Origin of the sequence: Bradyrhizobium sp. S69, assembly GCF_009766005.1 — a bacterium.
GTDB lineage: Bacteria > Pseudomonadota > Alphaproteobacteria > Rhizobiales > Xanthobacteraceae > Bradyrhizobium.
In genome coordinates this window covers 54,091-78,492 of the sequence record NZ_LMUK01000037.1, presented here as the reverse complement: position 1 = coordinate 78,492, position 24,402 = coordinate 54,091, and the positions used below count along the sequence as shown (strand labels likewise).

The window sequence follows — 24,402 nt, the reverse complement described above, 5'->3', positions numbered from 1 at the left end:
CGGGGAGAGGTGTAGCACAGCGAACGCCGCAATATGACCACCCGCATCGACACACGGTTTGCCGAACTGAAAAAACAGGGCCGCTCGGCTTTCGTCACCTTCCTGATGGCCGGCGATCCCGATCCCTTAACGTCGCTCGACATCATCAAGGCGCTGCCGAAGGCGGGCGCCGACATTATCGAGATCGGCATGCCCTTCACCGATCCGATGGCTGACGGTCCCTCGATCCAGGCGGCGGGATTGCGCGCGCTGAAGGCCGGCATGAGCCTGAAGAAAACGCTGGAGCTGGTGCGTGGCTTCCGCCAGGACGACGACACCACGCCGCTGGTGCTGATGGGTTATTACAATCCGATCTATATCTACGGCGTCGATCAATTTCTCATCGACGCCAAGGCCGCGGGTGTCGACGGCCTGATCATCGTCGATCTGCCCCCGGAGGAAGATACCGAATTGTGCCTGCCGGCGATGAAGGCCGGGCTCAATTTCATCCGGCTGGCGACGCCCACAACGGATGACAAGCGGTTGCCCGCGGTGCTCGCGAATACCTCGGGATTTGTCTATTACGTCTCGATCACCGGTATCACCGGCAGCGGCAGCGCCGACACCAAGGTGGTGGGCCAGGCCGTCTCCCGCATCAAGCGCCATACCGACTTGCCGGTGTGCGTCGGCTTTGGCATCCGGACGCCGGAGAGTGCCCAGGGAATCGCGGCGACTGCCGATGGCGCGGTGGTGGGAACGGCGCTGGTCGATGCCTTGCGCGGCAGTCTCGATGCCGAGGGCCGGGCTACCGGTCGGACGGTCGGCGCGGTGGCCGATCTTGTGGCCGCGCTGGCGCAGGGCGTGCGGGGTGCCAAACAGGCCGCCGAATAAGCCGCAATTGTAGAGGACAAGCATGATCCGGAAAAGTGGAAACCGGTTTTCCCTCGGGACAAACGCGAAGCGTTTGCCCGGAGATCATGCTCAGGAACGACCGCTTGCCGGGTCCGGTCCGGGCCGCCATATATTTCAGGGCGATCAGCGCTTGATCGCAATTCGGAGCGAAGCATGAATTGGCTCACCAACGTCGTCCGGCCGAAGATCCGCAGCATCCTGCGGCGCGAGACGCCGGAGAATTTGTGGATCAAATGTCCGGATTCCGGGCAGCTCGTGTTCTACAAGGATGTCGAGGCCAACCAGTTCGTCATCCCCGGCTCGAACTACCACATGCGCATGAGCGCGGTGGCGCGGTTGAAATCGGTGTTCGACAACGAGACCTGGTTCGACGTCGCGCTGCCTGACGTGACCGCCGATCCGCTCAAATTTCGCGACGAGCGAAAATATGCCGACCGCATCAAGGATGCGCGCACCAAGACCGGCCTGAACGACGCCATCAAGGTCGGCTACGGCAAGCTCGAGGGCGCCGGCGTCGTGATCGCGGTACAGGATTTCGATTTCATGGGCGGTTCGCTCGGCATGGCCGCCGGCGAGGCGATCGTGCGCGGGCTCGAGCTCGCGCTGGAAAAGAAATCGCCGTTCATCGTGTTCGCCGCCTCCGGCGGCGCCCGCATGCAGGAGGGCATCCTGTCGCTGATGCAGATGCCGCGCACCACGGTGGGCGTACAGATGCTGCGCGAGGCGAAACTGCCTTATATCGTGGTGCTGACCAATCCGACCACCGGCGGCGTGACGGCTTCCTATGCGATGCTGGGCGACGTGCAGATCGCCGAGCCCGGCGCGTTGATCGGCTTTGCCGGCGCTCGCGTGATCGAGCAGACCATCCGCGAAAAGCTGCCGGAAGGATTCCAGCGCGCCGAATATCTCAAGGACCACGGCATGGTCGACATGGTGGTGCACCGTCATCAGATGCGGCCGACGCTGGCGCGGCTGTGCCGGTTGCTGACGAAGTCCCCGGCGGTGGAAACCGTGTCGAAATCCGTGGCCGTCGCCCATCCGGCCCAAATCGTCTCGGCGGCCGAGGTCGCACCGGCCGCGCCGCACGCGTGAACGCGCCTGCGGCCCCACCGTCGCTGCCGCTCCGCGAATTGATCGCGCGGCTGTCGGCGCTGCATCCCAAGCAAATCGATCTCAGCCTGGAGCGGATGCATCGGCTGCTCAAGCTGCTCGATCATCCCGAGCGCAGGCTGGCCCCGGTGATCCATGTCGCCGGCACCAACGGCAAGGGTTCGACGATCGCCTATCTGCGCGCGATCCTGGAAGCGGCGGGCTTGCGCGTTCACGTCTTCACCTCGCCTTTTCTGGTGCGGATCAACGAATGCTACCGGCTGGGCCGGGTCGGGGGCGGCGTGCTGGTCGGCGACGACGAATTGCGCGCGGCGCTCGAACATTGCGAGCGGGCCAATGCGGGCGGGCCGGTCACCATTTTTGAAGTCGAAACCGCGGCGGCGTTTTGCCTGTTCGCGCAACATCCGGCGGATGTGGTGTTGCTGGAAGTCGGCCTCGGCGGGCGGCTCGACTCGACCAATGTGATCGATGCGCCGCTGGCGACCGTGATCGCACCGGTCAGCATGGATCACATGGAGTTTCTCGGCGATACCCTGACCAAAATCGCCGGCGAGAAGGCCGCCATCATCAAGCGCGACGTGCCGGTGATCACAGCCGAGCAGGCGCCCGAGGCGATGGACGTAATCGAACAATATGCGAAGCGGATGCGCGCGCCCCTGCATGCCGCCGGCCAACAATGGCACGTCAATGTCGAGCGCGGCCGGCTGGTCTATCAGGATGAGCGCGGGTTGATGGATCTGGCGGCGCCGAGGCTGTTCGGCCGGCATCAGTTCGACAATGCCGGGCTTGCGATTGCGACGCTGCGCGCGCTCGATCGCTTCAAGTTCACGATCGCCGAGTTCGAGGCCGGCATCGTCGGCGCCGAATGGCCGGCGCGGATGCAGCGGCTTACCGCGGGCGCGCTGGTCGACCAGGCGCCGCCCGGCGCCGAACTATGGCTCGACGGCGGCCATAATGCCGACGGCGGCAGGGTCGCCGCCGCCGCGTTGGGCGATCTCGAAGAGCGGGTGTCACGGCCGCTGGTGGTGATCTCGGGCATGATGGCCAACAAGGATGCTGGCGCGTTTCTCGCCAATTTCGCCGGACTGACCCGCCACATCATCGCGGTTCCGATACCCGATCGCGACAATTCGATGCCGCCGGACCGTCTCGCCGACGCCGCCCGCGCGCTCGGCATGCGGGTGGAAACCTCGTCCGGCATCGAAGCGGCGCTGCGATCGCTGACGCGGCTCGCCTATGAAATACCGCCGCGCATCCTGATCACGGGCTCGCTGTATCTCGCCGGCCCCGTGCTGGCCGCGAACGGCACGCCGCCTGCATGAGCAGGTGTGTTCCGGGTAGTCCGGGGCACGAGCAGATGGGAATGACGATGCGATTTGCAGCGATTGCCGACGTCCACGGAAATTATCTGGCGCTTGAGGCCGTGATTGCCGACATTCGCGCGCAAGGCATCGATGAGATCGTCGATCTCGGCGACATGGCGAGCGGGCCGCTCGATGCGCGGCGGACGATGGATATTTTGATGGCGCTCGACGCCGTTCATATCCGTGGCAATCACGACCGCTGGCTGATCGACAGGCCGCCCGAGAAGATGGGATCGTGGGACCGGCCGGCGCATGCGCAGCTCGACGAGCGCCATCTTGACTGGATCCGCGCGCTCCCACCGACGCTGGTGTTCCGCGACCGGGTCTTTCTCTGTCACGCCACGCCGGCCGACGACAATACCTATTGGCTGGAGACGATTCTTTCCGACGGGACGGTGCGGATGTCACCGATCGAGGCGATCGAACCGGCCGCGGCCGGGATCACGCAGTCGCTCATCCTCTGCGCACACACCCACATCGCGCGCGCGGTGCGGCTTGGCGACGGCCGTCTGATCGTCAATCCCGGCAGCGTCGGCTCGCCCGGCTATCGCGACATCCATCCGTCGCCGCATGTCGTGGAGGCCGGCACGCCGGATGCGCGCTATGCGATCCTGCAATGGGTCGACGGTGTCTGGCGCGTGACCTTCCGCCATGTGCCGTACGATCACGACGCGATGGCGGCATTGGCGCGCCGCAACGGCCACCCCGAGCTGGCGTCGGCGTTGGCCACGGGATGGATCAGGTAGCGACCTCGTCGCCGCATTAACACCCGTCATACGCGGGCTTGACCCGCGTATCCATCAATCTTCGTGAGACGTTCTTCGATAGGGATGGATGGCCGGGCATAGGCGGAGCGGAAGCGACGCCGTTCTTCGACGGCTATGCCCGGCCATGACGACGGCATTTCGTTTGCGATACCCCCGTCAACGCAAAACGGCCGGCTTTTCGCCGGCCGCTTTCATCAATCTTCGTCGTACGAAGCGGATCAGACCGCAGCTGCAATCCACTGCTGAAGCTTCTGCTTCGGCGCGGCGCCGACCTGGCGCGAGGCCATCTCGCCGCCCTTGAAGATCATCAAGGTCGGGATCGACATCACGCCGTATTTCGAGGCCGTCTTCGGGCTCTCATCGACGTTCAGCTTCACGATCTTGACCTTGTCGCCCATTGCACCGGAAATCTCGTCGAGCGCGGGCGCGATCATGCGGCAGGGGCCACACCATTCCGCCCAGAAATCGACCACTACCGGGCCGGTCGCCTTGAGCACTTCGGCTTCGAAATCGGCATCGGAAACCTTGCCAACGGCCATGGGAATTACCTCGTTTGTTGAAAAGAGCGCGGTTGAGAATCGCGCAGGGATCTTACGAACAAACCTATGAACGCGGTCTTGCCGGGTCAAGCTCGGTCACGCCGACATGATAAGATGCCAGTGCAGCGTCCAGCGCGGGGGCTGAAATCTCCATCAAATCAGCGGTTTCGGTCCAGAGAAGTGCGGCGCGGACCGGCCTTTCGGGGTAGAGTTTGGCCAGCACGGCGCGGTAAAGCGCGAGCTGGCGGAGATAGGCGGCCGGCGCCTCGGCCAGGCGGCTCGGCGGGGCGTGGTTGGTCTTGAAATCGACGATCAGGATCGCCTCCGGCGTCACCGCCAGGCGGTCGATTTGCCCCGAAACCAGCGCCGGGGCGCGTCCCGAACGCTCCAGCCGGCCGACGATCGAGACCTCGGCGCGGCTGCCGGGCGCAAACACCTCGGCGAATCGCGGATCCTCGATCAGCGCCAGCACGCTGCCGGCCAGCGCCTCGCGCTCGCCTTCGGTCCAATCGCCGGCATTGCGGCCGAGGTATTTCAACGCGGCCTCGCGGCGGCGTTCGCCGGCAATGTCGGGCAGCGATTGCAGCAGCCGATGCACCAGCGTGCCGCGCAACAGCGCGCGGGCACGGTCGGCGGCGGATTCCCCGGTGCGGATGCGACGGCCTTCATCGTCGGCCGGATCCGACGGACGCAGCAGATTGTCGTGGGGTGCTTCGGGCGGTGCCGAGGCGTGCAGCCAGGATGGCAGCGCGGTCGGCGCGATTGGCGCCGGCGTTGCGGCCACGGTCGCGGGCACAGCGGCATCCTCGGGCCGTGCATAGCGTTTGACCTTGCCGCCCGCGGTCTCGAACTCCGTGAGCTCCAATTCGGAATTGTTGAGGCCCTTGTCGATCAGATCGTACCAGGAAGCCGGCCGCACGGTTCTCATATTGCCCGGCATGCAGCCGCCGACGATCAGCCGGTCGGCCGCGCGCGTCATCGCCACATACAGCAGCCGGCGATATTCATCCTCGGTATCGCCAAGCATCGCCGTGCGCGCCGCCGCGACGCTGGTGGGATCGTCGGCCTTGCGGCCGGCCCAGATCACGACGCTGGGCGCATTCGCCGGCGCGTTGGCTTGCGGCACATTGATCAGCCGCAGGCGCTGGGTGTCCGACGGCGAGGTCGTGGTGTCGACCAGAAACACCACGGGCGCTTCCAGGCCCTTGGCGCCATGCACGGTCATGACGCGGACCTCGTCGCGGGAAATCTCCATGTCGCGCTTCACTTCAGTGTCGGCCGCGCGCAGCCACGCCATAAAACCTTGCAGCGAGGCCGGCGCCTTGCGCTCATAGCCCAGCGCGAGCTCGAGGAATTCGTCGAGCGCGTCGGTGGCTTCATGGCCCAGCCGCTTGAGGATGCGTGAGCGGCCGCCGTCGCCGCCGAGCAGCCAGGCGTAGAACGCAAACGGCGTCTCGATGGCAAAACGGCGCTCGCAGGCCTCAAGGCGCCGCAGCGCGGTCCTGAATGGGTCCGACGAAGCGGCATGCTGGCCGAGCGCCTGCCGCAGCGATCCGCTACGTTGCCAGGCCAGCGTGAACAGATCGTCGTCGGTGAGGCCGAATAGCGGGCTTTTGAGCGCGACTGCCAGCGCGAGATCGTCCTGCGGCAGCAACAGCGCGTCGGCCAGATTCATCAGGTCGATGATGGCAATATGCTCGGTAAGCTTGAGCCGGTCGGCGCCGGCGACCGGAATATTGCCGTGCTTGAGCGCCTGGATCACCGCGTCGAAGGCATTGCCGCGCCGTCGCACCAGCACCAGCATGTCGCCGTAACGCAAGGCGCGGCGATTGCCCCTGCTGCCGGTCATGGTGCCGGCCTCGATCAACGACCGGATCTCGGCCTGAATGCGCCTGGCGAGCTTCACTTCCGGGCTGGTCTCGGACACCGCATCGAACGGCGCGCGCCAGCCTTCGAGGTCCTGCCGGCCATCGGGGACCTGCAACTCCCAGAGGTCGATCACGCCGGGGCCGGAATCCTCCAGCCAGTTGTGGATCGGATAGCCGCTCTCGACCGAATGGATGCTGCGGTAGATCGCCGGGTCGCGAAACACGTGATCGACCGATTGCAGGATCGCGGGGCCGGAGCGGAACGAATAGGTGAACGACAGCGGATCGAATTTCAGCCCGGCGTCCTCGAATTTCTTCTTCAGCGCGCGGCGGCGGGCGTCGAATTCGCGCGGGGCGGCGCCCTGAAACGAGAAGATCGACTGCTTCTCGTCACCGACCGCGAACACGGTGCGCCTGATGCCGTCGCGCGCGCCGGCGCCGGAGGTGAATTCGGAAATGAGATGGGCGACGATGTCCCATTGCCGCGGGCTGGTGTCCTGGGCTTCGTCGATCAGCACGTGATCGACGCCGCGGTCGAGCTTGTAATGCACCCAGCCGGCGGCGCCGCCATCCAGCATCGCCAGCGTCTTGTCGATCAGATCATCAAAATCAAGCAGGCCGCGTTCGCGCTTCTCGCGGCGGTAATTCGCCGCCGCCGCGGTCGCGATATACAACAGCGCCTGGCTGCGGTCGCGCGTGGTCAGCGCGCGCCGCCGCTCGATCAGGGGGCCGAGGCGCGCGATTTCGGACTCGACGCGCCGCGCCAGCGCCGGATTGTTGTCAGCAAATTTCTTGGTCACCACGGATTTGCGCGGCGCGCGTTCCGCATCGGTGAGGAACACGCTGAGATATTCGTCGACTTGCGCTGCGCCTGTCGACACCAACGCAGCGCGCAGCCGGAGGGCCTGGTCGGAATCAGACTTGCTGCCGGTGTCGAGCGTCGCAGCGATCGCCGGCCATTCCGAGCGCGCCAAATGCGGGCCATCGACGATCGCCTGCTCGACGTCTTCGATGCGGTCGTTGGGATCGAGGCCGAGGGCAGCCGAGATCTGCGCGGCCGCTGTGTCGGCAGTGCCGGCCGCATCGGTCCAGGCCATGAAGTGATCGCGGCTCAGGCACGCCTCGCGCACCACATCCTTGAAGGTGACGTCGGCCGCACTCGCCATCGCGATGTTGAGCGCGCGCCCCGCCGCGCTGTCGGGTTCGCGCGAGGCGTCCAGCAGCACCGCCAGATTGGCCCGCTCCATCATCTCGGTCTGGTCGCGGTCATCCAGCACGGAGAACCGCGCCGGCACATTGGCCTCGAACGGAAATTGTTGCAGCAGCCGGGTGCACAGCGCGTGGATGGTCTGCACCTTCAGGCCGCCAGGGGTTTCCAGCGCGCAGGCGAACAATTCGCGGGCGCGCAACCGCAATTGGGCGGTGGGATGCGGCACGCCCGCCTCGACGATCGCGGCATCGAGCGCGGCATCGTCGAGCGTGATCCAGTGGCCGAGCGTGGTGAAGACCCGCTCCGCCATGTTGGCGGCGGCGGCTTTTGTAAACGTGATGCAGAGGATTTTTTCCGGCGCCACATCGCTCAGCAACAGCCGGATCACCCGCTGCACCAGCACATGGGTCTTGCCCGAGCCGGCATTGGCCGAGACAAACGCCGAGGCGGACGGATCGGAGGCGCGCGCCTGTGTATCGCGCACGGCGGGCGGAATCGGGCGCGGCGCCTTTACCATTCCTCGATCCCCAATCCGCCGGCCGCCGACCATTCCTTGATCCGGGCGAGATCGTCGTAATGGCCGTAGCGGTTCGACCACATCGAGAGGTTCAGCGAGGTGTAGCCTTGATTCTCGTCCTCGAACTTGCGGATCAGGGCTTCGAGCTGCTGCCGTGCATAGTCGGCGGCATCGTCGGGCAGTTGCGGCGTATCGCCCGGTCGTATTTTAAGTTCGAGCGGTTTCTGCTCGCCGGGCGGGTTGTTGCCGCTGAGCCGGACGTAACCAAACTCGCTGACGGAAGTCCCCGCCGCGATATTTTCAAAACCGCCCTCGCGCAGGATCGCGGCTTCCAAGGTCAGTTGCGGCGACAGCCCCATCCGCACCTGCTTGCCAGTCGGCGGCTGGCCGGTCTTGTAATCGAGGATCGCGTAGCTGCGGTCGCCGCGATGCTCGATGCGGTCGGCGCGTGCCGACAGGATGAAGGTGCGTCCGTCGTCGAGCGCAATCGGGATTTTGCCACTTATCTCGGCCGCGATCCGGTCGATATCGTCACGCCGGGCGACTTCCCAGCCCGCGAACCAGCTCGCGATCCGCTGGAATCGCGGCCACCACAGCGCACGCGCCTCGGGCCGCTCCATCAACGGTGCAAAATATTTCTCGCCGATCAGGCGCAGCGCCTGCGCAGGGTTGTCCGGCAGCGTCGTCGAATAAGTCTGCGTGAATTCGCCGAGCGCGTCATGGATCGCCGATCCCCGATCGGCCGCCGACAGCGGCATGTCGACCGGATCGAGCGGCGCCAGCTTCAAGATATATTTCGCATAGATCGTGTAGGGATCGCGCAGCCAATCCTCGATCGCGGTGACCGACAATTTCAAGGGCCGTGCGGCGCGCGGCGGTTTGGGCGCGGGCTGCTTGACGGGTGTGATCTCGTCCGGGCGGTCGAGTTCGGCGGCAAAGCGTACATAGTGCTCGCCGGCCTTGATCGCGGCCTTCCAGCGCGCCTCGCCCGCGACTGCTTCCAGCCGGTGCAGGAAACGCGACGCCACCGCGGGTGCGCCGCCGACCTTGGCAGCGTGGCTGAGGATGACATCTTTGGTGCCGAGCAATTGCGCGAAGTCATGCGCCGAGAGGCCGATGCGCCGCTCCGGCAGATCGAGGCCGAGCGCGTGCCGCATCGGCCGGCTCAGCCACGGATCGATCCGCGGCGCCGGCGGCCACACGCTTTCGACCAGGCCGCCGAGAATGACACGGTCGGTTTGCGTCAGCCGCGCTTCCAGCGGGCCATAGATTCGAAGCTGCGCATGCGCCACTTCCGGCCGCCGCACCACGCGGTCGCCGAACGCGGTCTGGAACAGCTGCGGGTAATCGCCGAGCGACACCATCAGGCCGCTTGGGGTCCCTTCGCCGAGCAGATCGTCGAACGCCGACGCCAGCACCGCGCCCTGATGGCCCTCGAACACGAGCGCGACACCTTGCGCGTCGCGCGACAGCTCCATCAGGACATCACGATGGCTTGTCGCAAGGTCGGCAAAATCATGCGGCTTCGACCCGGCCAACGTTTCCAGCGGTTTGAGCGCGGAGCGCAACAGCCCGATCAGCGCTTCGGCTTCCTCGAGTTCGCCATGGCCGAGTTGCGCGCGCGGCTCCGAGCGATGCAGCGATGAGGGCTCGTTCCGCTTCAGTTTTGTCAGCTCCTCGCGGAATTTCGCGAAGTCGCGCACGAGCCCGCTGCTGCCGGCCTGCGGTCGCGTTCCGCGCAACAGCGCCAGCTCCAGCGTCTCGATCGCGCGCCGGAACGCGTCTTGTTCGCCGCCGAGCCGGCACAGCGGATGTTTGAGCAGCGCCAGCAAGGTCGCAGGTTCCAGCTGGTTGGCGACCGCTTCCGCCGCAAGCCGCGCGAAAACGCCGGCCGAGATGTCCATCAGCGAATCGCCGCCGGAATCGTCGAACAGCAAATTCCAGCGGCCCAATGCCGCCATCACCCGGCGCGCCAGCGCGCGGTCCGGCGTCACCAGTGCTGCCGATTTGTCCAGATGCCGCGCCTCGCGCATCGCGACCGCGATCGCGAGGGCTTCCATTTCCGGATTGGCGGCTTCGATCACCGCGAGATCCTGCATGCCGAGCGCTATTCGCTCTTCCGTGTCGGGCTCCGCCAGCCGCTTATGCCAGTGCGCCGAGGCGTTCGAGGGCCGCATCGCCTCGGATGCCAGCACGTCGCGGCCGTTGTGGGCCGGCGTCCCCAAACTTTCGACATCGCCGCGCTTGATGCCGAAGCGCTGCAACAGCGCATGCATGGCGAATTGCGGATGATTGGAAGCCGGCGGCGAAATCATCTGGTCGCGCGCCCCGCGCACGCCGCCGATCAACTGCCAGGCGTCGTTGTCCAGATCGGTATCGAGCCCCGGCAGCACCACCGCGCCCTGCGGCAGGCCCGCGACGGCGTGGAGGAATTTCGCGGTGACCGGCATCGAGCCGGTCGAGCCCGCCGCGATCACCGGGCCGTCATGATGCGCCGTCAACCGCGCGGCTTCCGCCTCGATCAGCAGATCGCGCCGCGCCGCCGGTTCGATCCGGCCGTAGGCGGCCAGGATAGTCGGCCAGGTGTCGCGGGCGATGGTGAGGAATTGCAGCGTCAGTTGCCAATATTTGTCGAGCGCATCCGGCACCAGGCTGTCGAGCTCGCGCCAATCGACCTTGCGCGTCACCATGTCGTCCATCAGCCGCGCCAGATCGTCGGCCAGCGCCAGCGTCGAGTCGGGGCCGCCGGTCACCAGCGGCGCCTGGGTCGGGTCGCCGGGCCGGATTTGTCTGGCCCATGCCGCGATCAGTTGCGCCAGCAGCAGCCGGCGCCGCAAGCCATCCATCGCCGGCTCGATTTCCAGCGCGCTCAGCCCCGGCGAGGCCGCCTGCGCGAACGCCAGTTCGTCCTCGTCGATGTCGCCCAGCGCGATGATGCGCGGCAGCACCGCGGCATCGGTATTCAATTCATCGAGAAAGATTTCCCGCGCCATCCGCCCGGCGCGCCGGGTCGGCAGATAGAGCGTCGCCTGCGCCAGCCGCTCCGGATGGGCGCGCGCCTCAAACCCGTCGACCAGCCTGCCATCGATCAATGCTGCGATAACGCTGCGCAAGAACGGCGCTGAAACGGGGACGCTGAAAACGCGCATGGGCTGCCTGATTCGGGGTTTTGGGCATCATGCCATGGAAAGCGCCGCGGATGTGTGTGGATAAATCGGGGGTAAGCGCGCCCCTTTCGCATGTCGGCTTTGTCCCCGAAGGCAGACATCAATCGGGCAGCTCGGCATGTGCGCTTTGTGTCAATGTCGGAAGTGATGCTGACCGCACTTACCGCCTCCTGTTCCCCGCACGTACAGGTAGGCGCGAAGGCGGCCGTTGTTCGTGAGGGAACCGCAAACGCTGCAATTAGTTGGTGCCCCGTGTGCGGCGAGCAAGGAGCATCCGATGATCGACCATACGGGCATCGGCGTATCTGATGTGGCACGATCTGCGATCTTTTACGACGCTGCGCTCAAGCCGCTGGGTCTGTCGCGTGTTGCCCAGCTGCCATCCGAAAGTGGAAAAGATGGCATCGGGTACGGACACAAATATCCGATCTTCTGGATCGATCGGTTTCATCCCCACGGCGTCAAACAACACACCGCATTTGTTGCGATGAGCCGTTCCGAAGTGGATGCCTTTTATGACGCTGCTCTTAACGTCGGCGGACGGGACAATGGTCCGCCAGGCTTGCGGGGCCCGGAAGCCGGCTATCCTCCGGGGTATTATGCGGCGTTCGTTCTGGATCCTGATGACAACAATATTGAAGCCGTGTTTCGTAGCTAAGCGACCTTGGGTCGGCGCGCGGATTGGCGAGTTGGTAAGAGGTCTGTTCCGGTCCAGCGCGTAGGGTGGGTCAGGCGCAGCCGTAACCCACCATCTTTCCACTCGCCGAAAACCGCGGGTTACGCCGAAGCCTGTCGCGTCGCGCGGACCCGTTGGGCTATTCCACCCTGCGGGTCCTTAGCGTGCCGCTCTTACAAACCTCACGGCGAGCGGGATGCCCCGCGAATTTGCGTCTGGCCGTCCATCGATGAAATCAAAATTCCAATAAAGGTCGAGGCCACCCACCGCATTGCCCATCGCATTGGACGTCCAATACTTGGCATGGCCCTCATCATCCGCACGAATGTCGGGGAATATCGACTGATCGACCACAGGAGTACCGCAACGGGTGTCTACCAGACTTTCGAGTTCGGGTCCTGAAGGCACGTGCCATCCATCAGCAGCTAAAGCCATCGCCTCGTTTAGGCCAAGATAGCTGACCTGCCCAACGCAGCCGCCTTTTCCCTCCCACTTTTTGCCAAACGAACAACGCTTCCAAACAAGCTTGGTAAGCGTGTCCTCGACTTCACCCTCGTTCACCTTAAAGCGCATTTGGTGTCCCGAGACGCCACGATCATAACATCCAGCAATGCAGGGAAACGAGCCGGCAAGGCTTACAACGATGGCCATGACAAAGCGGTCAGCAAGACATCGTGACCAAGCATCCAACGCGGTCATTTTATGAATTCGCTCGTCCATTAACTGAGAGTGCAACTATAAGGAACGGCATTGATGAAAGTCAAAATCCCTGCTGGGTCAAAAGCCGAAGTCGCTGCCCGCGGAAAGTGTCAGCTCGTAGGGTGGGTTAGGCGCAGCCGTAACCCACCGTCTTTCCGCTCGCCGAAAACGGTGGGTTACGCCGGAGCCTGTCATCGGGCCGCGCGTCGCGCGGACCCGTTGGGCTAACCCAACATACGGGTCCCGCCAAATATTCGCCGCTACACCTCGGTGGCGACGTGATCCAGCAAGTCCTGCAGTTTCCGTCTTCTCCAATTTTCTTCAAGGCGCAGAAGAACCACCCCAAATGCGAAAGTGACGGCCCAGGAACCGATCATCAGCGGCTTCGCCACGGCATAAATCTCTTCCTGCCGATCCGTGAAGAACCGTATTCCCCCTTTTATTCCGTGAGGGTGAACGAACAGGGCGTCAGCGATTTTAGGCTGTCTCAAGGCAACCGTTTCGATGCCACCAACTGTGCACATCGAAATCATCGCCGTGGCCCAACTAATGAACAAGCTCACGCGTAGGGCTCGCATCCATGGCGAGGGTTCTTGCCAACGGCGCCACGGGTACGCGTCACTTAACCAGGTTCTGCGATAGCCGGATCTGTGTGTCATCCGAATCAGCCGCCAATTTTGAAAGACCACAACGCCCACTAGCAGCAGCGCGATGCCAAACATCAATATCGGGACGAGAGGCAAATGTGTTAGTCCGGGGAATGCTAATGTCATAAGAAATGACCGCCGCTAGCGATGCACTGGTTCGGTTTAGTCGCTGTTTCAAACAATCAATTACGCGCGCCGTTGTAATGTAACGTGCGCGAGCATCTTGGAGTAAGCGCACCCATATTCGCTCCAGGTTATGGATGGATGCTTAGAAGCTTAATTCAAATCGTATGGGTTATGCGGCTTCTTGGTAACTGATTGTCTAATCAACGACCGCTTGGGGTCAGAAGCCGAAGTGGCTGTCGGTCTGCTCCGCGTGTCGGCGCGAAGTCGCGCGCCTGGCAAATGGTCAATGCGACTTGCCGAGCGTCTTTCCCAACGTGATTTCCGGCCGGCGCAGGCCCATCGCGATCCAGGCGGCGATCAGCCTCAACATGAACTTGCCGGAGTGACCATCGTAACTCGGTAAATCATCGGCGAGCACGACACCATCTCGCCGGTCGCGTGTCATGACTCGCATTTCAACGGGCGGCGCGCCTGCCGGAAACCGGTTGCGGTACATCGTCAGCCAATGTCCCCTCGTGAAGTCGAGGAACATCGCCGAATTGCAACAGGTGGCCATGACCCGCCTAGTCAGCGAATCCGGCTTGAGCCGACGTTCTCTCAGATGCTCCTGCCCCGTCAGGCATTGCATGCGATCCTTTCGAACCAGGACGTAGTCCGTGCCACCATCGGGATTGAGAACGGGTGGCGCGGAAGCCAGTTGCTCGAAGCAACGTCCGGCTTGCTGGCACTCGCGCAATAGCAGGAGGCGGCCAGAATCGGCCGGCCGACCGCCTGCAATTTTACCTTGCCGCATCGGCATATCGCGGAGAGGTGTTTTGGCTGTTTCTGGTTCACGGCGACCATCCGCTCGCGGGCCAATGTTGGCGCCGATGCATCCTGGTTGTATACCATGGCATGGAAATTCGTGCCGCCATCCCTGAAGATGCGGCGGCCGCCTGTCAGGTGATCAGGCGGTCGATAACCGAACTGTGTGTCGCCGATCACCGCAACGACGAAGCGATCCTGATGCGATGGCTTGATAATAAGACCCCGGAGGTTGTCGCGTCCTGGATCGGGCGGCCGGACAATTCGTTGTTCGTCGCCGTCGAGGCCAATCGCATGCTAGCGGTGGGCTCGGTGACTGATGCGGGCGAAATTAACGTCAACTACGTTTCGCCGGACGCGCGATTTCGCGGTGTCAGCCGTGCCTTGCTCGGGGCTCTCGAAGCGCGGGCAGCCGAACGGGGCAACACACGATGTACCCTGACAAGCACCGAGACGGCTCGGCGCTTCTATCTGGCCCGCGGCTACGTCGAGACTGGACCGCCGGTAGGCATTTTCGGAACCAGCTCCGCGTACCCGATGTCGAAGATATTGGGATCAGCCTGTCCTTGAGCTTGTCTCGAGAGGGCGACTAAACCGGCGGCGGATTTCGATCGCTGAACGTACCGCGTTGATGCCAGTAGGGGTAAGGCAACGTCACCTTGCTGGCTGCGTCCAGTCGATCGATCTGCTCTTTGGTCAATGACCAGCCGACCGCGCCGAGATTCTCGCGCAACTGCGCTTCGTTGCGTGCGCCAATGACCAGCGTTGAAACGGTCGGCCGCTGCAACAGCCAATTCAACGCGATCTGCGACACGGTTTTTCCGTTTTCCTTGGCGACTTCATCGATGGCGTCGACCACGCGATAGACGTGCTCGTCCGGAACGGGCGGCCCAAAGTCGGCGGTCTGGGGCAGACGGCTGACTTCGGGCTTCGGTTGACCCCGGCGAAGTTTTCCGGTGAGGCGTCCCCAGCCCAGCGGCGACCACACCACGGCGCCAACGCCCTGATCGAGACCCAGCGGCATCAGTTCCCACTCGTAATCGCGACCGATCAACGAATAATAGGTCTGATTGGCGACGTAGCGCGGAAAGCCGTGTCGATCCGCAACGGCAAGCGACTTCATCAAGTGCCAGCCCGAGAAGTTGGAAACGCCGACGTAGCGAATCTTGCCGGCGCGCACCAGCGTATCGAGGGTCGCAAGCACCTCTTCAGGCGGCGTGAAGGCGTCGAAGCCATGAAGCTGAAACAAGTCGATGTAGTCGGTACCAAGCCGACCGAGTGCGCCATCGACGGCTGCGAGCAAATGTTGCCGGGACGAGCCCACGTCGTTCGGCCCATCGCCGAAACGGAATGTCGCTTTGGTGGAGATCAAGACCTTGTCGCGGCGGCCCTTGATGGCCTGGCCCAGAACGCGCTCCGATTCACCACTCGAATAGACGTCGGCGCTATCGAACATCGAGACGCCGGCATCGAGACAGATGTCTAACAGGCGCCGCGCTTCGGTCGCGTCGGTGGTGCCCCATGCAGCCAAACGCCCAACACCGCCAAAGGTGCCCGTTCCGAGGCTCAAAGCCGGCACCATCAGTCCCGAACGACCCAAACGTCGATATTCCATTGACAACCTCCGTGACCGCGCCTCGACGGTCGATCGCGAATTTGTAGGCATCGACGCACGACGCCGCAAGACTGCCGATCGCCTGCTAGCGGAGTTGTGACGAGGCTCTGTCAGGCGTGTTGTGATTCGATGCGTTTCATTCGGCTGTTCGCAGTCGCGCCGCACGCAACCTGTCGCGAGAAAAACGCTTGACAGCATTTTGGTGATTTGCCCGTCGTGCCAATGTGTCGCAGCGGTCGCGCTTGATCGCGAAGGCAAATCACCTTCACATCTCAAGCCATCCCACCCGACGAGAGGGGCGTTGCGCACGTCACGAAACGCGCGGTGGGATGCGGTGGACGCGGATGCGCTTTTGACGAAGAGCGCGTGAAGCGTACGGCAAAGTCGTGTGGTCCTGACGCCCCAATGGCAGGTGTCAAGTTGCGCGGAGGTATCCGCGCGATGACGGTGACAAGCAAGCTCTGGTCTCACCGGGGAGAGCACGAAATAAGCTGTAAAGCCATCGCGCAGGGAAGGCCGGACTGCTTCCGCTGAACCTGTATGCTCGTGTGCATTTTGCTATGTGCATCTTGGCACATGAGACCGCGGGTGCAGCGCGCACCCGGTCTTCCCTGCGCCCTCTTTCTTTTTGAGGGTGAACGAATTTGCAAAACTCGGGCGCAGTGCGTCGCGAGAACGCGGAGGTATATTCAGTTGTCGTCCCCGCGCAGGCGGGGACCCATACGGCGCGGATTCGCGGTTGCACGATGTAGCCGAGACCTTGCTTAGCAACACACGCCAGGGGTTGTGGGTCCCGGCGCAAGGCCGGGACGACGGCGGTGGATGGAGTATCGTCATCGCCGTCATTGCGAGGAGCACTTGCGACGAAGCAATCCAGCTCCTCGCTTGCTGCCCTGGATTGCTTCGCTATCGCTCGCATGACGATGATGAAGCGGCATTTGAAAATCGAATCAGGCCACGCTTTCCAGAAACGCTTCTTCCGCGGCTTCGACCGCATCGGGGGTTCCGACATGCATCCAGACGCCGTCGAGCCGCAGCCCGAACAGCCGCTCCTGCTCATTGGCCTGGTCGAACATCTTCGTCAGCGAGAATTCACCCGCGGGAGCGGTCGCGAACAGGGATGGCGACATGATCGCCGCACCCGCATAGACGAACGGGACGACCTGGTGCTCCTTGCGCTTGCGCAAGGCGCCGTCGGGCAGCATCGCGTAGTCGCCGCGCCCGCTATAGCCGATACTGCTGGTGGTCGGCGCCATCAGCAGCAGGATATCCATGCGCGCGGGGTCGAAGGCTTCCGCCAGCCGCGCCAGATTGGGCCGCACGCCGTCGATCCACAGCGTGTCGGCGTTGACATGGAAGAACGGCGCATCGCCGAGCAGCGGCAGAGCCTTGACGATGCCGCCGCCGGTGCCGAGCACGACCTCGCGTTCATCCGAAATGATCACCCGTGGCCGCGTGCGTCCGGCGACGTGGTCGATGATCTGGTCGGGCAAATAATGCACATTGACCACCGCCTCGACGACGCCGGCGGCGCCGAGCCTGTCGAGCACGTGGTCGAGCAGCGGCTGGCCCGCCACGCGCACCAGCGGCTTCGGCATATGATCGGTCAACGGCCGCATGCGCACGCCAAGACCGGCGGCGAGGACCATGGCTTTGGTGGGAGTGACGGACATCTTTCCGGATCTTCTCGTTTCGGACTCTTCTCGAATGATGGTTCCAGCGAGCGTTCTGCAAACACGCGGCAAATCATATCACGGCGAATAGCCTGCCGCATCGATGGTCACGCCATAGCCGCCCGACGTGACGGTTGTGCGACCGGATAGGGGCAAATCAGGCTTCCACGGCGGGGCGCTTGCCGGCCTTCTTCTTCTTTTCGCCCTGCTTGAGAAAGGTGACGCCGATCTGGTCGCCATTGACCCAGGACAGCTCGCAGCGGCGATAGGCCAGGCCCGTGGACGACAGCAGCAGGAAGAATTCCTTCAGATGCAGCCCTACGACGGAACCCTCGACGGTGAGTTTCGCACCGGTCTCCGAGACGTCTTCCATCTTGCAATCGCGCCGCCAGGTACCGTCGATGCCCATCATGTGCGCAGCGAAGCCGCGCTCAAACGTGACGCGCTCGCCCTTGCGCCGCTCGGTCCCCATGATGTCGCTCCGCCCCCACGCAAGCCGGCCGCGCAGCCACGCGGATTCGGCGCCAGATTAACGGGAGGATGGCTAACAAGCGGTAAATTATGGAACCGGCGGCGGGACGTGCGTCGCGTACCAGTCGCGGAACGCCGACAGCGCCGGATGCGCCAGCGAGCGGCTGAGATAGGTCCAGATCCGCGGCTGGTGGCGCAGATATTGCGGCTTGCCGTCGCGCCGGTTGAGGCGGGCAAAGATGCCGAGCAGCTTGGTGTTTCGCTGCGCGGACATGATGGCATAGAGCTCGGCGAAATGCGCCGGATCGAAAGCCGCATCCGCGGCGAGCCGCGCCTTGATGTAGCGGGTCAGCAGCACCAGTTCGAGCTGCTCGGGCACATCGATCCGGGCATCCTGCAACAGCGACGCCAGATCGTAGGCGGCCGGCGCCAGCACGGTATCCTGGAAGTCGATGATGCCGATTTTCGCGGTGTCGGCGCGGTCGTCGAGCCAGATCAGATTAGGCGAATGATAGTCGCGCAGCGCCCAGGTTGTCGGCTCGGCGGTGGCCTTGTCGAGCAGATCGCGCCACATCGCGGAGAACTCCGCCCGTGCATCCTCGCTCAGCGCGGCGCCGCGGTCGGGCAGATACCATTCCGGCATCAGTCCGATTTCGACCATCAGGGCATCGGTGTCGAAGGCCGGGATGGCGTAGCTGGTCTGCGGCGTCAGCGGCAGAACTTCGGGCAAGGCCTGACCATGCAGCGCCGCCAGCACGTCGGTTGCCGCCTGATAGCGCTCGGCGATCGGGGCAGGCGGATCGCCCTCGACGACGGCGGCACTACCGAAATCCTCGGTGATCAGGAATCCGGCCTCGAGATCGGCGTGGTGAATGGCGGGCGCGGAGAAGCCACGCGCGCGCAGGCCGTTGGCGATAGCAACGAACGGCCTGACATCCTCGGCCAGATGAGCGACCGCGCTATATGGTTTGCCATGATAGATCGCCGGGCCGTCCGGCCGTCGCGGCGAGTTCATCAGGATGACGGCCTTGTCGCCGCGGAACAGCCGCGCATAGGAACGCGTCGAGGCGTCGCCGGCCATGCGCTGGCGCCTGGCGTCGAGATAGTCGGCGCCGGTCAGGAATTGCCGCAGCGCCTGCAGCCGTTCGACTTGGACTGCGGCTTTGCCGTAGCCGGTGATCTCGGCGGCGCGCGCGGCCGATCCCAGCGCCGGGCGATGGCTGAACGCGATATCGATGCGGTCGGCGGGAAGCGCGTCGGGGGCGCGCTCCGGCCATTCGATCAACGCCACCGTGCCTTCCGGCAGCGGCGACAGGCCGATCTCCTCCAGCTCGAGCGGATCGTTGACGCGGTAGAGATCGGCGTGAATCAGCGGAAACGACGGCAGGTCGTAGGTTTGCGCCAGGGTGAAGGTCGGGCTCGGAACTTCAACCGCCTCGTCGCCGGCGAGATAGCGGATCATGGCGCGTGCCGCCGCGGTCTTTCCCGCGCCGAGGTCGCCGGACAGCGTGATGACGTCGCCGGGGCCGATCAGAAGCGCGAGATCGGCCATCAGATGCGCGGTCGCGGTCTCGTTCGGCAGCGCCAGCGAGAATGTGACGGGATCGCTCATTCCGCGGCGTTGCGATGCGCGGTCTGGTCGATCGGAAAGTCGCATGTGACGGTCGTGCCCTTGCCGACGATCGATCTCACGTCCACTTTGCCGCCGTGCAGCTCGACAAAGGACTTCACCAGCGACAGGCCGAGGCCGGCGCCGCGATGCCGCGAGCCGTTGGAATGGCTCTCGAACCAGTCGAACACCTTGTCCTTGACGTCGGGGGGAATGCCCGGCCCGGAATCGGTCACGCTGAAGACGACGCTATGCTCGGTGCGCCTGGCGCTGACGGTGATGGCCGAATCGTGCGGCGAGAATCCCACGGCGTTGGCCAGGAGATTATACAGCACCTGCACCACGCGGCGCTCGTCGCCGACGAAGTTGCCGATGGTGGGATCGACGTCGACCTTGAGTTCGATGCGGTCGGTGGCGAGCCGGTCCTGGATGCCTTCGGCGGCGGCTTCGATGGTCTTGCGGATATCGACCGAGCCGAGATTGAGCGACATCGCGCCGGCATCGATGGTGGCGAGATCGAGGATGTTGTTGATGATCGCGAGCAGGGCGTTGGTCGATGCGGTGATGTAGCCGAGATACTCGGCCTGTTTCGGCATCAGCGGACCGGTCACGGGGTCGCTGAGGAAATGCGAGAAGCCGATGATGGTGGTCAGCGGCGAACGCAGTTCATAGGACACGTGGTGGACGAAATCGACCTTCATCTGGTCGGCGGTTTCCAGTGCCTCGTTGCGTTCGCGCAGCGCCCGCTCGACGTTTTCGGTGTCGGTGATGTCCTGGAACGTCAGCATGGTGGCGCCGTCGGGCAGCGGCATGGTCATGCAGTCGAGCACGCTGCCGTCCTTGCGCTCCAGTTTCAGCCGCACCTCGACGCGGTTCTCGATTCCGGTGATGGCTTCGCGCAGCGCGCGCCAAATGTTGGAATCGTCGAACAGCGGCTTGCACCAGCCTTCCACGGTTTCGATATGCGGCTGTTCCTGCAGCGCCTCGGGCGACAGCCGCCACATTTTCGCAAAGGTCGGATTGAAAAGTTGCGCGCGGCCGTTGCTGCCGAACACCGCGACCGCTTCGGCGAGATTGTCGAGGGTCTCGCGCTGTACCCGGATCAGGCCGTCGAACCGGCGCGCCAGATCGAAGCTTTCGGTGACGTCGTCGAACAGATAAGTGACGCCGCCTTCCGGATTCGGTGTGGTGACGACGCTGACGGTGCGGCCATCGGGCAGATACCAGGTATCCTTGGCGGGCTCGACCGCGCGATAGGCCTCGTGCAGCTTGGTCTTCCAGACCCGGAAGTCCGGCTGCTCCGGCAGCTTGCGCGCCGCGCGCAGCCGGTCGAGCACGCTGGAATCGTCGGGGTTGTTGTCGAGGAAGGTCCGATCCAGATCCCACAGCCGGCGGTACGAATCGTTGTAGAACGCCAGCCGCCGCCGGCCGTCGAACACCGCGACGCCGGAGGACAATTGATCGAGGGTGCGCCGGTGCGCCTCCGCCATCCGCACCAGCGCTTCGCGCAAGGCGGTGGCTTCGCTGGCGTCGATGGCGATGCCGGCGCGTCCGCCTTCGACGTTGAGCGCATGGACGTCATACAAATGGCGCTCGCCGCCGACCACGATCGGCAGCCGCGCGGTGAAAGCCGCGGTGTCGTTCAGCGCGCGGTCCATCTCGGCGCGGCCGGCGCTGTCGAGCAGCTCGAGGTCGCGCGCGATCGCGTCGGCGACGCTGACGGCCTCGGTCGCGCGGGCATAGGCCGCATTGGCGTAAGCGAGCCCACCCTTGAGCCCATCCTTGGCGCGTTTGGTCCAGATCGGCCAGGGCGCGGCGGCGGCGAAGCCGCGCAGCATTTCGGTCTCTTCCAGCAGCGCCTTGTGCCGCAGATGGGTTTCAGCCAGTTCCCGGCGCAAGCCACCCAGTTCGCGAATCCGGACAATGGCCTGGCCGCCGACCGCGCGGCCCATCGCCTCGAAGGCGTGGCCGTTCGAGGTAGTGAGATTGAGCAGGAAACCCTCGCCGGCCTCGCGCAGCGCATCGACCGCATGATCCATCTGCAGCGCGGGTTCCGGCGGCAGCCAGGTTCCGAACGCGAGGATACGCTGGGGTTGCGAATCCCGCGCCATCAGCAGCGAAATGTCACCGCTGATTTCCGGGCGATTGTCGCCCGCCGCCCACGAGATCAGGATTTGCGGTTCGGCGAACAGCAACGCCCGGTAACGGTCGGCCTCGATCTGCAGGCGCTGGATATCGGAACGCAGCCGCGTCTCGCTTTTGGCGGCGCGTGCCCGCGTCCGCATCAACAGGATCGCCGCCACCACCGTAAAGCCGAGCAGCGCCAGCGAGGTGGTCAGGGCGGCGAATTCCTGGTGGTTGAGCGTGACGAAGTTGGAAAGCTTGCGCAGCACGGCCAGTTCGTCGGCATGGCCCGGCGTGGCCGAGACCAAGGTAGAGCCAAGCACCATCAGACCGTGGCGCACCAGTGATGTGCACGACAGCAGCGTCCGACGCATCGAACCGATCACGCCCGACATAGATTGCCCCAAACCGCACGACGGTACGCCCGGCGCGTACCCGCCGTTCGCGAATCGAATGACAATATCCCCAACGGGAGTCAGCGGGTAAGAGTCCAGACCGTGAACGCAAAATCGCGAGGTGAAAAAATGCGATGGTGAACGCGATCGGCGCAGTTTTATGAAGATGCGCCGCTGTTTGCTAGCGCCCGGTCGAACCGAATCCGCCGCTGCCGCGCTCGGTTGCGGAGAGTTCCGCAACCGCGACGAGTTCCGCCTGCGTGACCGCGGCAATCACCATCTGCGCGATGCGTTCGCCGCGCCGGATCGCGAACGGCGCATCGCCGTGGTTGATCAGCAGCACGCAGATCTCGCCGCGATAGTCGGCGTCCACGGTGCCTGGTGAATTCAGCACGGTGATGCCGTGTTTGGCCGCCAGCCCGGAGCGCGGACGGACCTGCGCTTCATAGCCCGGCGGCAGCGCGATGGTGAGGCCGGTCGGAACCAGCGCGTATTTTCCGGGACCCAGCGTCATCGGCGCATCCTCGGGCACCGCGGCCACCAGATCGAGCCCCGCCGCATACGCGCTTTGATACGCCGGCAGCGCCAGGCCTTCGCCGTGGGGCAAGTGGCGGATGTCGACTTTCACAGTGGCGCTCACGAGGTCTTCTCCGTCGCGGTGGTCTCGACTGTGTTCTCAACTGTCTTGGCGATTCGCGCCACCAGTTCGGTCGCGACTTGCTCCTTGGTCATCACCGGCCAGGAGTCGACGGTGATCTCACCGTGCTGGCGCGCCAGCAGATGGACGCTGTTGCGATCGCCGCCCATCACGCCCGAGGCCGGCGAGACGTCATTGGCGACGATCCAGTCGCAGCCCTTGCGCGCGAATTTCGCCTTGGCGTTCTCGATCAGATGTTCGGTTTCCGCCGCAAAGCCGATCACCAGCTTTGGCCTGAGATCGCCTGGTTTCGAGATGGTCGCGAGGATATCGGGATTCTCCACCAGTTGCAGCGGCGGCAGGCCGGCGGAGGTTTTCTTGATCTTTTGCTCGCCCGCATTGGCGACCCGCCAATCCGCCACCGCGGCGGCGAAAATCGCGATGTCCACCGGCAGGGCGGCTTGCACGCCATCGAGCATGTCGCGCGCGGATTCGATGTGCTTGACCGTGACGCCGGCGGGATCGTCGAGATCGACCGGCCCCGAGATCACGATGACTTCCGCACCGGCGGCCCGGGCCGCGGCGGCAATGGCAAAGCCCTGTTTGCCCGAAGAACGGTTGGCGATGTAACGCACCGGATCGATCGGCTCATGCGTCGGTCCAGCGGTGATCAGCACGCGCTTGCCGGCCAGCGGGCGCGGTTGCGGCGGCCGCAGCAGCTGTTCGGCGGCGGCGGCTATTTCCAGGGGCTCGGCCATCCGGCCAACACCGGCCTCGCCCGCCTCGGCCACCTCGCCGCTGTTGGGACCGATCATGACGACGCCATCGTGTCTGAGTTGCGCGACGTTGCGGCGGGTGGCCGCATTACTCCACATCAACGGGTTCATCGCCGGCGCCAGCAGGACCGGCCGGTTGGCGGCAAGCAGGATCGCGGTCGCAAGATCGTCGGCATGACCGTGCGCCATTTTCGCCATCAGATCGCCGGTCGCAGGCGCCACCACGATCAGGTCGCACTCGCGCGCCAGGCGAATATGGCCGGCGTCGAATTCGCTCGCGGCATCGAACAGGTCGGTATAAGCGCGCTCGTTGGACAGGGCGCTGGCGGCGAGCGGCGTCACAAAATGCTGCGCCGCCTTGGTCAGAACGCAGCGGACGTGGATATGCCGCTCCTTCAAGCGCCGGATCAGGTCCAGCGCCTTGTAGGCGGCGATCCCGCCGCCGATGATCAGGGTGACGCGCGGGGGCTCCAAATGCGCCGGGAGGCCTGCGCGACTGGCGCCGCGCGGGGCAGGCTGGGCCGCGGTTGCGGAGACCGTCGGGAGGGGGCTGCCCGACGCCTCGCGCAGGATCACCCGCACCTCGTCTTCGACCGAGCGGCCGTTGCGCGCCGCACGGAGTCGCAGCTCGTCGCGGACCGCATCATCAAGCTTTCGGATGGTAAGACTGGCCATAACGGACACCCATAGAATGATAGCAATGCTAGCACTCTATGC

The 24,402-nt window shown here is 64.4% G+C and carries 19 protein-coding genes; 6 read left to right on the top strand and 13 right to left on the bottom strand.

Annotation, left to right across the window (positions count from 1 at the left end):
- The first annotated feature begins 33 nt into the window (after positions 1-33).
- The 4 genes from trpA (at position 34) to GSQ88_RS14770 (ending at position 4,111) form a co-directional block, all read left to right on the top strand.
- Positions 34-870 carry a tryptophan synthase subunit alpha gene (trpA, locus tag GSQ88_RS14785; RefSeq protein WP_159008491.1) on the top strand — a complete coding sequence of 279 codons (837 nt, stop codon included), beginning with the start codon at positions 34-36 and terminating at the stop codon, positions 868-870.
- A 174-nt stretch (positions 871-1,044) separates the two neighbouring features.
- A complete protein-coding gene (accD, locus tag GSQ88_RS14780; protein ID WP_159008490.1) occupies positions 1,045-1,983 on the top strand; it encodes an acetyl-CoA carboxylase, carboxyltransferase subunit beta in 939 nt (312 codons plus the stop codon).
- On the top strand, positions 1,980-3,323 hold the full coding sequence (locus GSQ88_RS14775) for a bifunctional folylpolyglutamate synthase/dihydrofolate synthase (protein WP_159008489.1): 1,344 nt from the start codon (positions 1,980-1,982) through the stop codon (positions 3,321-3,323). Before accD ends, GSQ88_RS14775 begins: the two co-directional genes overlap by 4 nt.
- Before the next feature lie 47 nt (positions 3,324-3,370).
- Positions 3,371-4,111 carry a metallophosphoesterase family protein gene (locus tag GSQ88_RS14770; RefSeq protein ID WP_174248020.1) on the top strand — a complete coding sequence of 247 codons (741 nt, stop codon included), beginning with the start codon at positions 3,371-3,373 and terminating at the stop codon, positions 4,109-4,111.
- Between the two features lie 239 nt (positions 4,112-4,350).
- Here the strand turns inward: GSQ88_RS14770 and trxA are convergent, their stop codons facing one another.
- The 3 genes from trxA to addB form a co-directional block, all read right to left on the bottom strand.
- On the bottom strand, positions 4,351-4,671 hold the full coding sequence (gene trxA, locus GSQ88_RS14765; RefSeq protein ID WP_159008487.1) for a thioredoxin: 321 nt from the start codon (positions 4,669-4,671) through the stop codon (positions 4,351-4,353).
- Positions 4,672-4,735: 64 nt separating this feature from the next.
- A complete protein-coding gene (addA, locus tag GSQ88_RS14760) occupies positions 4,736-8,266 on the bottom strand; it encodes a double-strand break repair helicase AddA (RefSeq protein ID WP_174248018.1) in 3,531 nt (1,176 codons plus the stop codon).
- Positions 8,260-11,415: a double-strand break repair protein AddB gene (gene addB / locus GSQ88_RS14755; RefSeq protein WP_159008485.1), complete on the bottom strand. Its 3,156-nt coding sequence runs from the start codon at positions 11,413-11,415 to the stop codon at positions 8,260-8,262. The genes addA and addB overlap by 7 nt, the downstream gene beginning before the upstream one ends.
- 295 nt (positions 11,416-11,710) lie before the next feature.
- Here addB and GSQ88_RS14750 point away from each other — a divergent pair, with 295 nt between their 5' ends.
- Complete coding sequence (locus GSQ88_RS14750) at positions 11,711-12,091, top strand: VOC family protein (protein WP_159008484.1); 381 nt, start codon at positions 11,711-11,713, stop codon at positions 12,089-12,091.
- A 177-nt stretch (positions 12,092-12,268) separates the two neighbouring features.
- On the opposite strand, the gene GSQ88_RS14745 is transcribed toward GSQ88_RS14750, so the two are convergent.
- From GSQ88_RS14745 to GSQ88_RS14735, 3 genes are all read right to left on the bottom strand, one after another.
- Positions 12,269-12,808, bottom strand: a complete 540-nt coding sequence (locus GSQ88_RS14745) for an Lcl C-terminal domain-containing protein (protein WP_159008494.1) — start codon at positions 12,806-12,808, stop codon at positions 12,269-12,271.
- A gap of 260 nt (positions 12,809-13,068) precedes the next feature.
- Positions 13,069-13,371 carry a hypothetical protein gene (locus tag GSQ88_RS14740; RefSeq protein WP_159008483.1) on the bottom strand — a complete coding sequence of 101 codons (303 nt, stop codon included), beginning with the start codon at positions 13,369-13,371 and terminating at the stop codon, positions 13,069-13,071.
- 493 nt (positions 13,372-13,864) lie between these two features.
- Positions 13,865-14,380 carry a hypothetical protein gene (locus GSQ88_RS14735; protein WP_210253813.1) on the bottom strand — a complete coding sequence of 172 codons (516 nt, stop codon included), beginning with the start codon at positions 14,378-14,380 and terminating at the stop codon, positions 13,865-13,867.
- Positions 14,381-14,475: 95 nt separating this feature from the next.
- On the opposite strand from GSQ88_RS14735, the gene GSQ88_RS14730 reads away from it, so the two are divergent.
- Positions 14,476-14,955 (top strand): GNAT family N-acetyltransferase, encoded by a 480-nt coding sequence (locus GSQ88_RS14730; RefSeq protein WP_159008482.1) that lies wholly within the window; start codon positions 14,476-14,478, stop codon positions 14,953-14,955.
- Between the two features lie 19 nt (positions 14,956-14,974).
- Here GSQ88_RS14730 and GSQ88_RS14725 read toward each other — a convergent pair whose 3' ends face one another.
- The 7 genes from GSQ88_RS14725 to coaBC form a co-directional block, all read right to left on the bottom strand.
- A complete protein-coding gene (locus GSQ88_RS14725) occupies positions 14,975-16,000 on the bottom strand; it encodes an aldo/keto reductase (protein ID WP_159008493.1) in 1,026 nt (341 codons plus the stop codon).
- A 950-nt stretch (positions 16,001-16,950) separates the two neighbouring features.
- Positions 16,951-17,673: a nucleotidyltransferase family protein gene (locus tag GSQ88_RS14720; protein WP_159008481.1), complete on the bottom strand. Its 723-nt coding sequence runs from the start codon at positions 17,671-17,673 to the stop codon at positions 16,951-16,953.
- A 157-nt stretch (positions 17,674-17,830) separates the two neighbouring features.
- A complete protein-coding gene (locus GSQ88_RS14715; RefSeq protein ID WP_159008480.1) occupies positions 17,831-18,145 on the bottom strand; it encodes a PilZ domain-containing protein in 315 nt (104 codons plus the stop codon).
- 87 nt (positions 18,146-18,232) lie between these two features.
- A complete protein-coding gene (tsaE, locus tag GSQ88_RS14710) occupies positions 18,233-19,756 on the bottom strand; it encodes a tRNA (adenosine(37)-N6)-threonylcarbamoyltransferase complex ATPase subunit type 1 TsaE (protein ID WP_159008479.1) in 1,524 nt (507 codons plus the stop codon).
- On the bottom strand, positions 19,753-22,272 hold the full coding sequence (locus GSQ88_RS14705; protein ID WP_159008478.1) for a sensor histidine kinase: 2,520 nt from the start codon (positions 22,270-22,272) through the stop codon (positions 19,753-19,755). Before GSQ88_RS14705 ends, tsaE begins: the two co-directional genes overlap by 4 nt.
- Before the next feature lie 181 nt (positions 22,273-22,453).
- Positions 22,454-22,912: a dUTP diphosphatase gene (gene dut, locus GSQ88_RS14700; RefSeq protein ID WP_159008477.1), complete on the bottom strand. Its 459-nt coding sequence runs from the start codon at positions 22,910-22,912 to the stop codon at positions 22,454-22,456.
- On the bottom strand, positions 22,909-24,360 hold the full coding sequence (coaBC, locus tag GSQ88_RS14695) for a bifunctional phosphopantothenoylcysteine decarboxylase/phosphopantothenate--cysteine ligase CoaBC (protein WP_159008476.1): 1,452 nt from the start codon (positions 24,358-24,360) through the stop codon (positions 22,909-22,911). The genes dut and coaBC overlap by 4 nt, the downstream gene beginning before the upstream one ends.
- Positions 24,361-24,402: the final 42 nt, after the last annotated feature.

Excerpts from the sequence above, each read along its gene's own strand:
- GSQ88_RS14745 (WP_159008494.1), bottom strand. The coding sequence starts at position 12,808 with ATGACCGCGTTGGATGCTTGGTCACGATGTCTTGCTGACCGCTTTGTC.
- trpA (WP_159008491.1), top strand. The coding sequence starts at position 34 with ATGACCACCCGCATCGACACACGGTTTGCCGAACTGAAAAAACAGGGC.
- tsaE (WP_159008479.1), bottom strand. The coding sequence starts at position 19,756 with ATGAGCGATCCCGTCACATTCTCGCTGGCGCTGCCGAACGAGACCGCG.
- GSQ88_RS14720 (WP_159008481.1), bottom strand. The coding sequence starts at position 17,673 with ATGTCCGTCACTCCCACCAAAGCCATGGTCCTCGCCGCCGGTCTTGGC.
- GSQ88_RS14715 (WP_159008480.1), bottom strand. The coding sequence starts at position 18,145 with ATGGGGACCGAGCGGCGCAAGGGCGAGCGCGTCACGTTTGAGCGCGGC.
- addB (WP_159008485.1), bottom strand. The coding sequence starts at position 11,415 with ATGCGCGTTTTCAGCGTCCCCGTTTCAGCGCCGTTCTTGCGCAGCGTT.
- GSQ88_RS14770 (WP_174248020.1), top strand. The coding sequence starts at position 3,371 with ATGCGATTTGCAGCGATTGCCGACGTCCACGGAAATTATCTGGCGCTT.
- GSQ88_RS14730 (WP_159008482.1), top strand. The coding sequence starts at position 14,476 with ATGGAAATTCGTGCCGCCATCCCTGAAGATGCGGCGGCCGCCTGTCAG.
- accD (WP_159008490.1), top strand. The coding sequence starts at position 1,045 with ATGAATTGGCTCACCAACGTCGTCCGGCCGAAGATCCGCAGCATCCTG.
- coaBC (WP_159008476.1), bottom strand. The coding sequence starts at position 24,360 with ATGGCCAGTCTTACCATCCGAAAGCTTGATGATGCGGTCCGCGACGAG.
- trxA (WP_159008487.1), bottom strand. The coding sequence starts at position 4,671 with ATGGCCGTTGGCAAGGTTTCCGATGCCGATTTCGAAGCCGAAGTGCTC.
- GSQ88_RS14750 (WP_159008484.1), top strand. The coding sequence starts at position 11,711 with ATGATCGACCATACGGGCATCGGCGTATCTGATGTGGCACGATCTGCG.
- addA (WP_174248018.1), bottom strand. The coding sequence starts at position 8,266 with ATGGTAAAGGCGCCGCGCCCGATTCCGCCCGCCGTGCGCGATACACAG.
- GSQ88_RS14705 (WP_159008478.1), bottom strand. The coding sequence starts at position 22,272 with ATGTCGGGCGTGATCGGTTCGATGCGTCGGACGCTGCTGTCGTGCACA.
- GSQ88_RS14735 (WP_210253813.1), bottom strand. The coding sequence starts at position 14,380 with ATGCCGATGCGGCAAGGTAAAATTGCAGGCGGTCGGCCGGCCGATTCT.
- GSQ88_RS14725 (WP_159008493.1), bottom strand. The coding sequence starts at position 16,000 with ATGGAATATCGACGTTTGGGTCGTTCGGGACTGATGGTGCCGGCTTTG.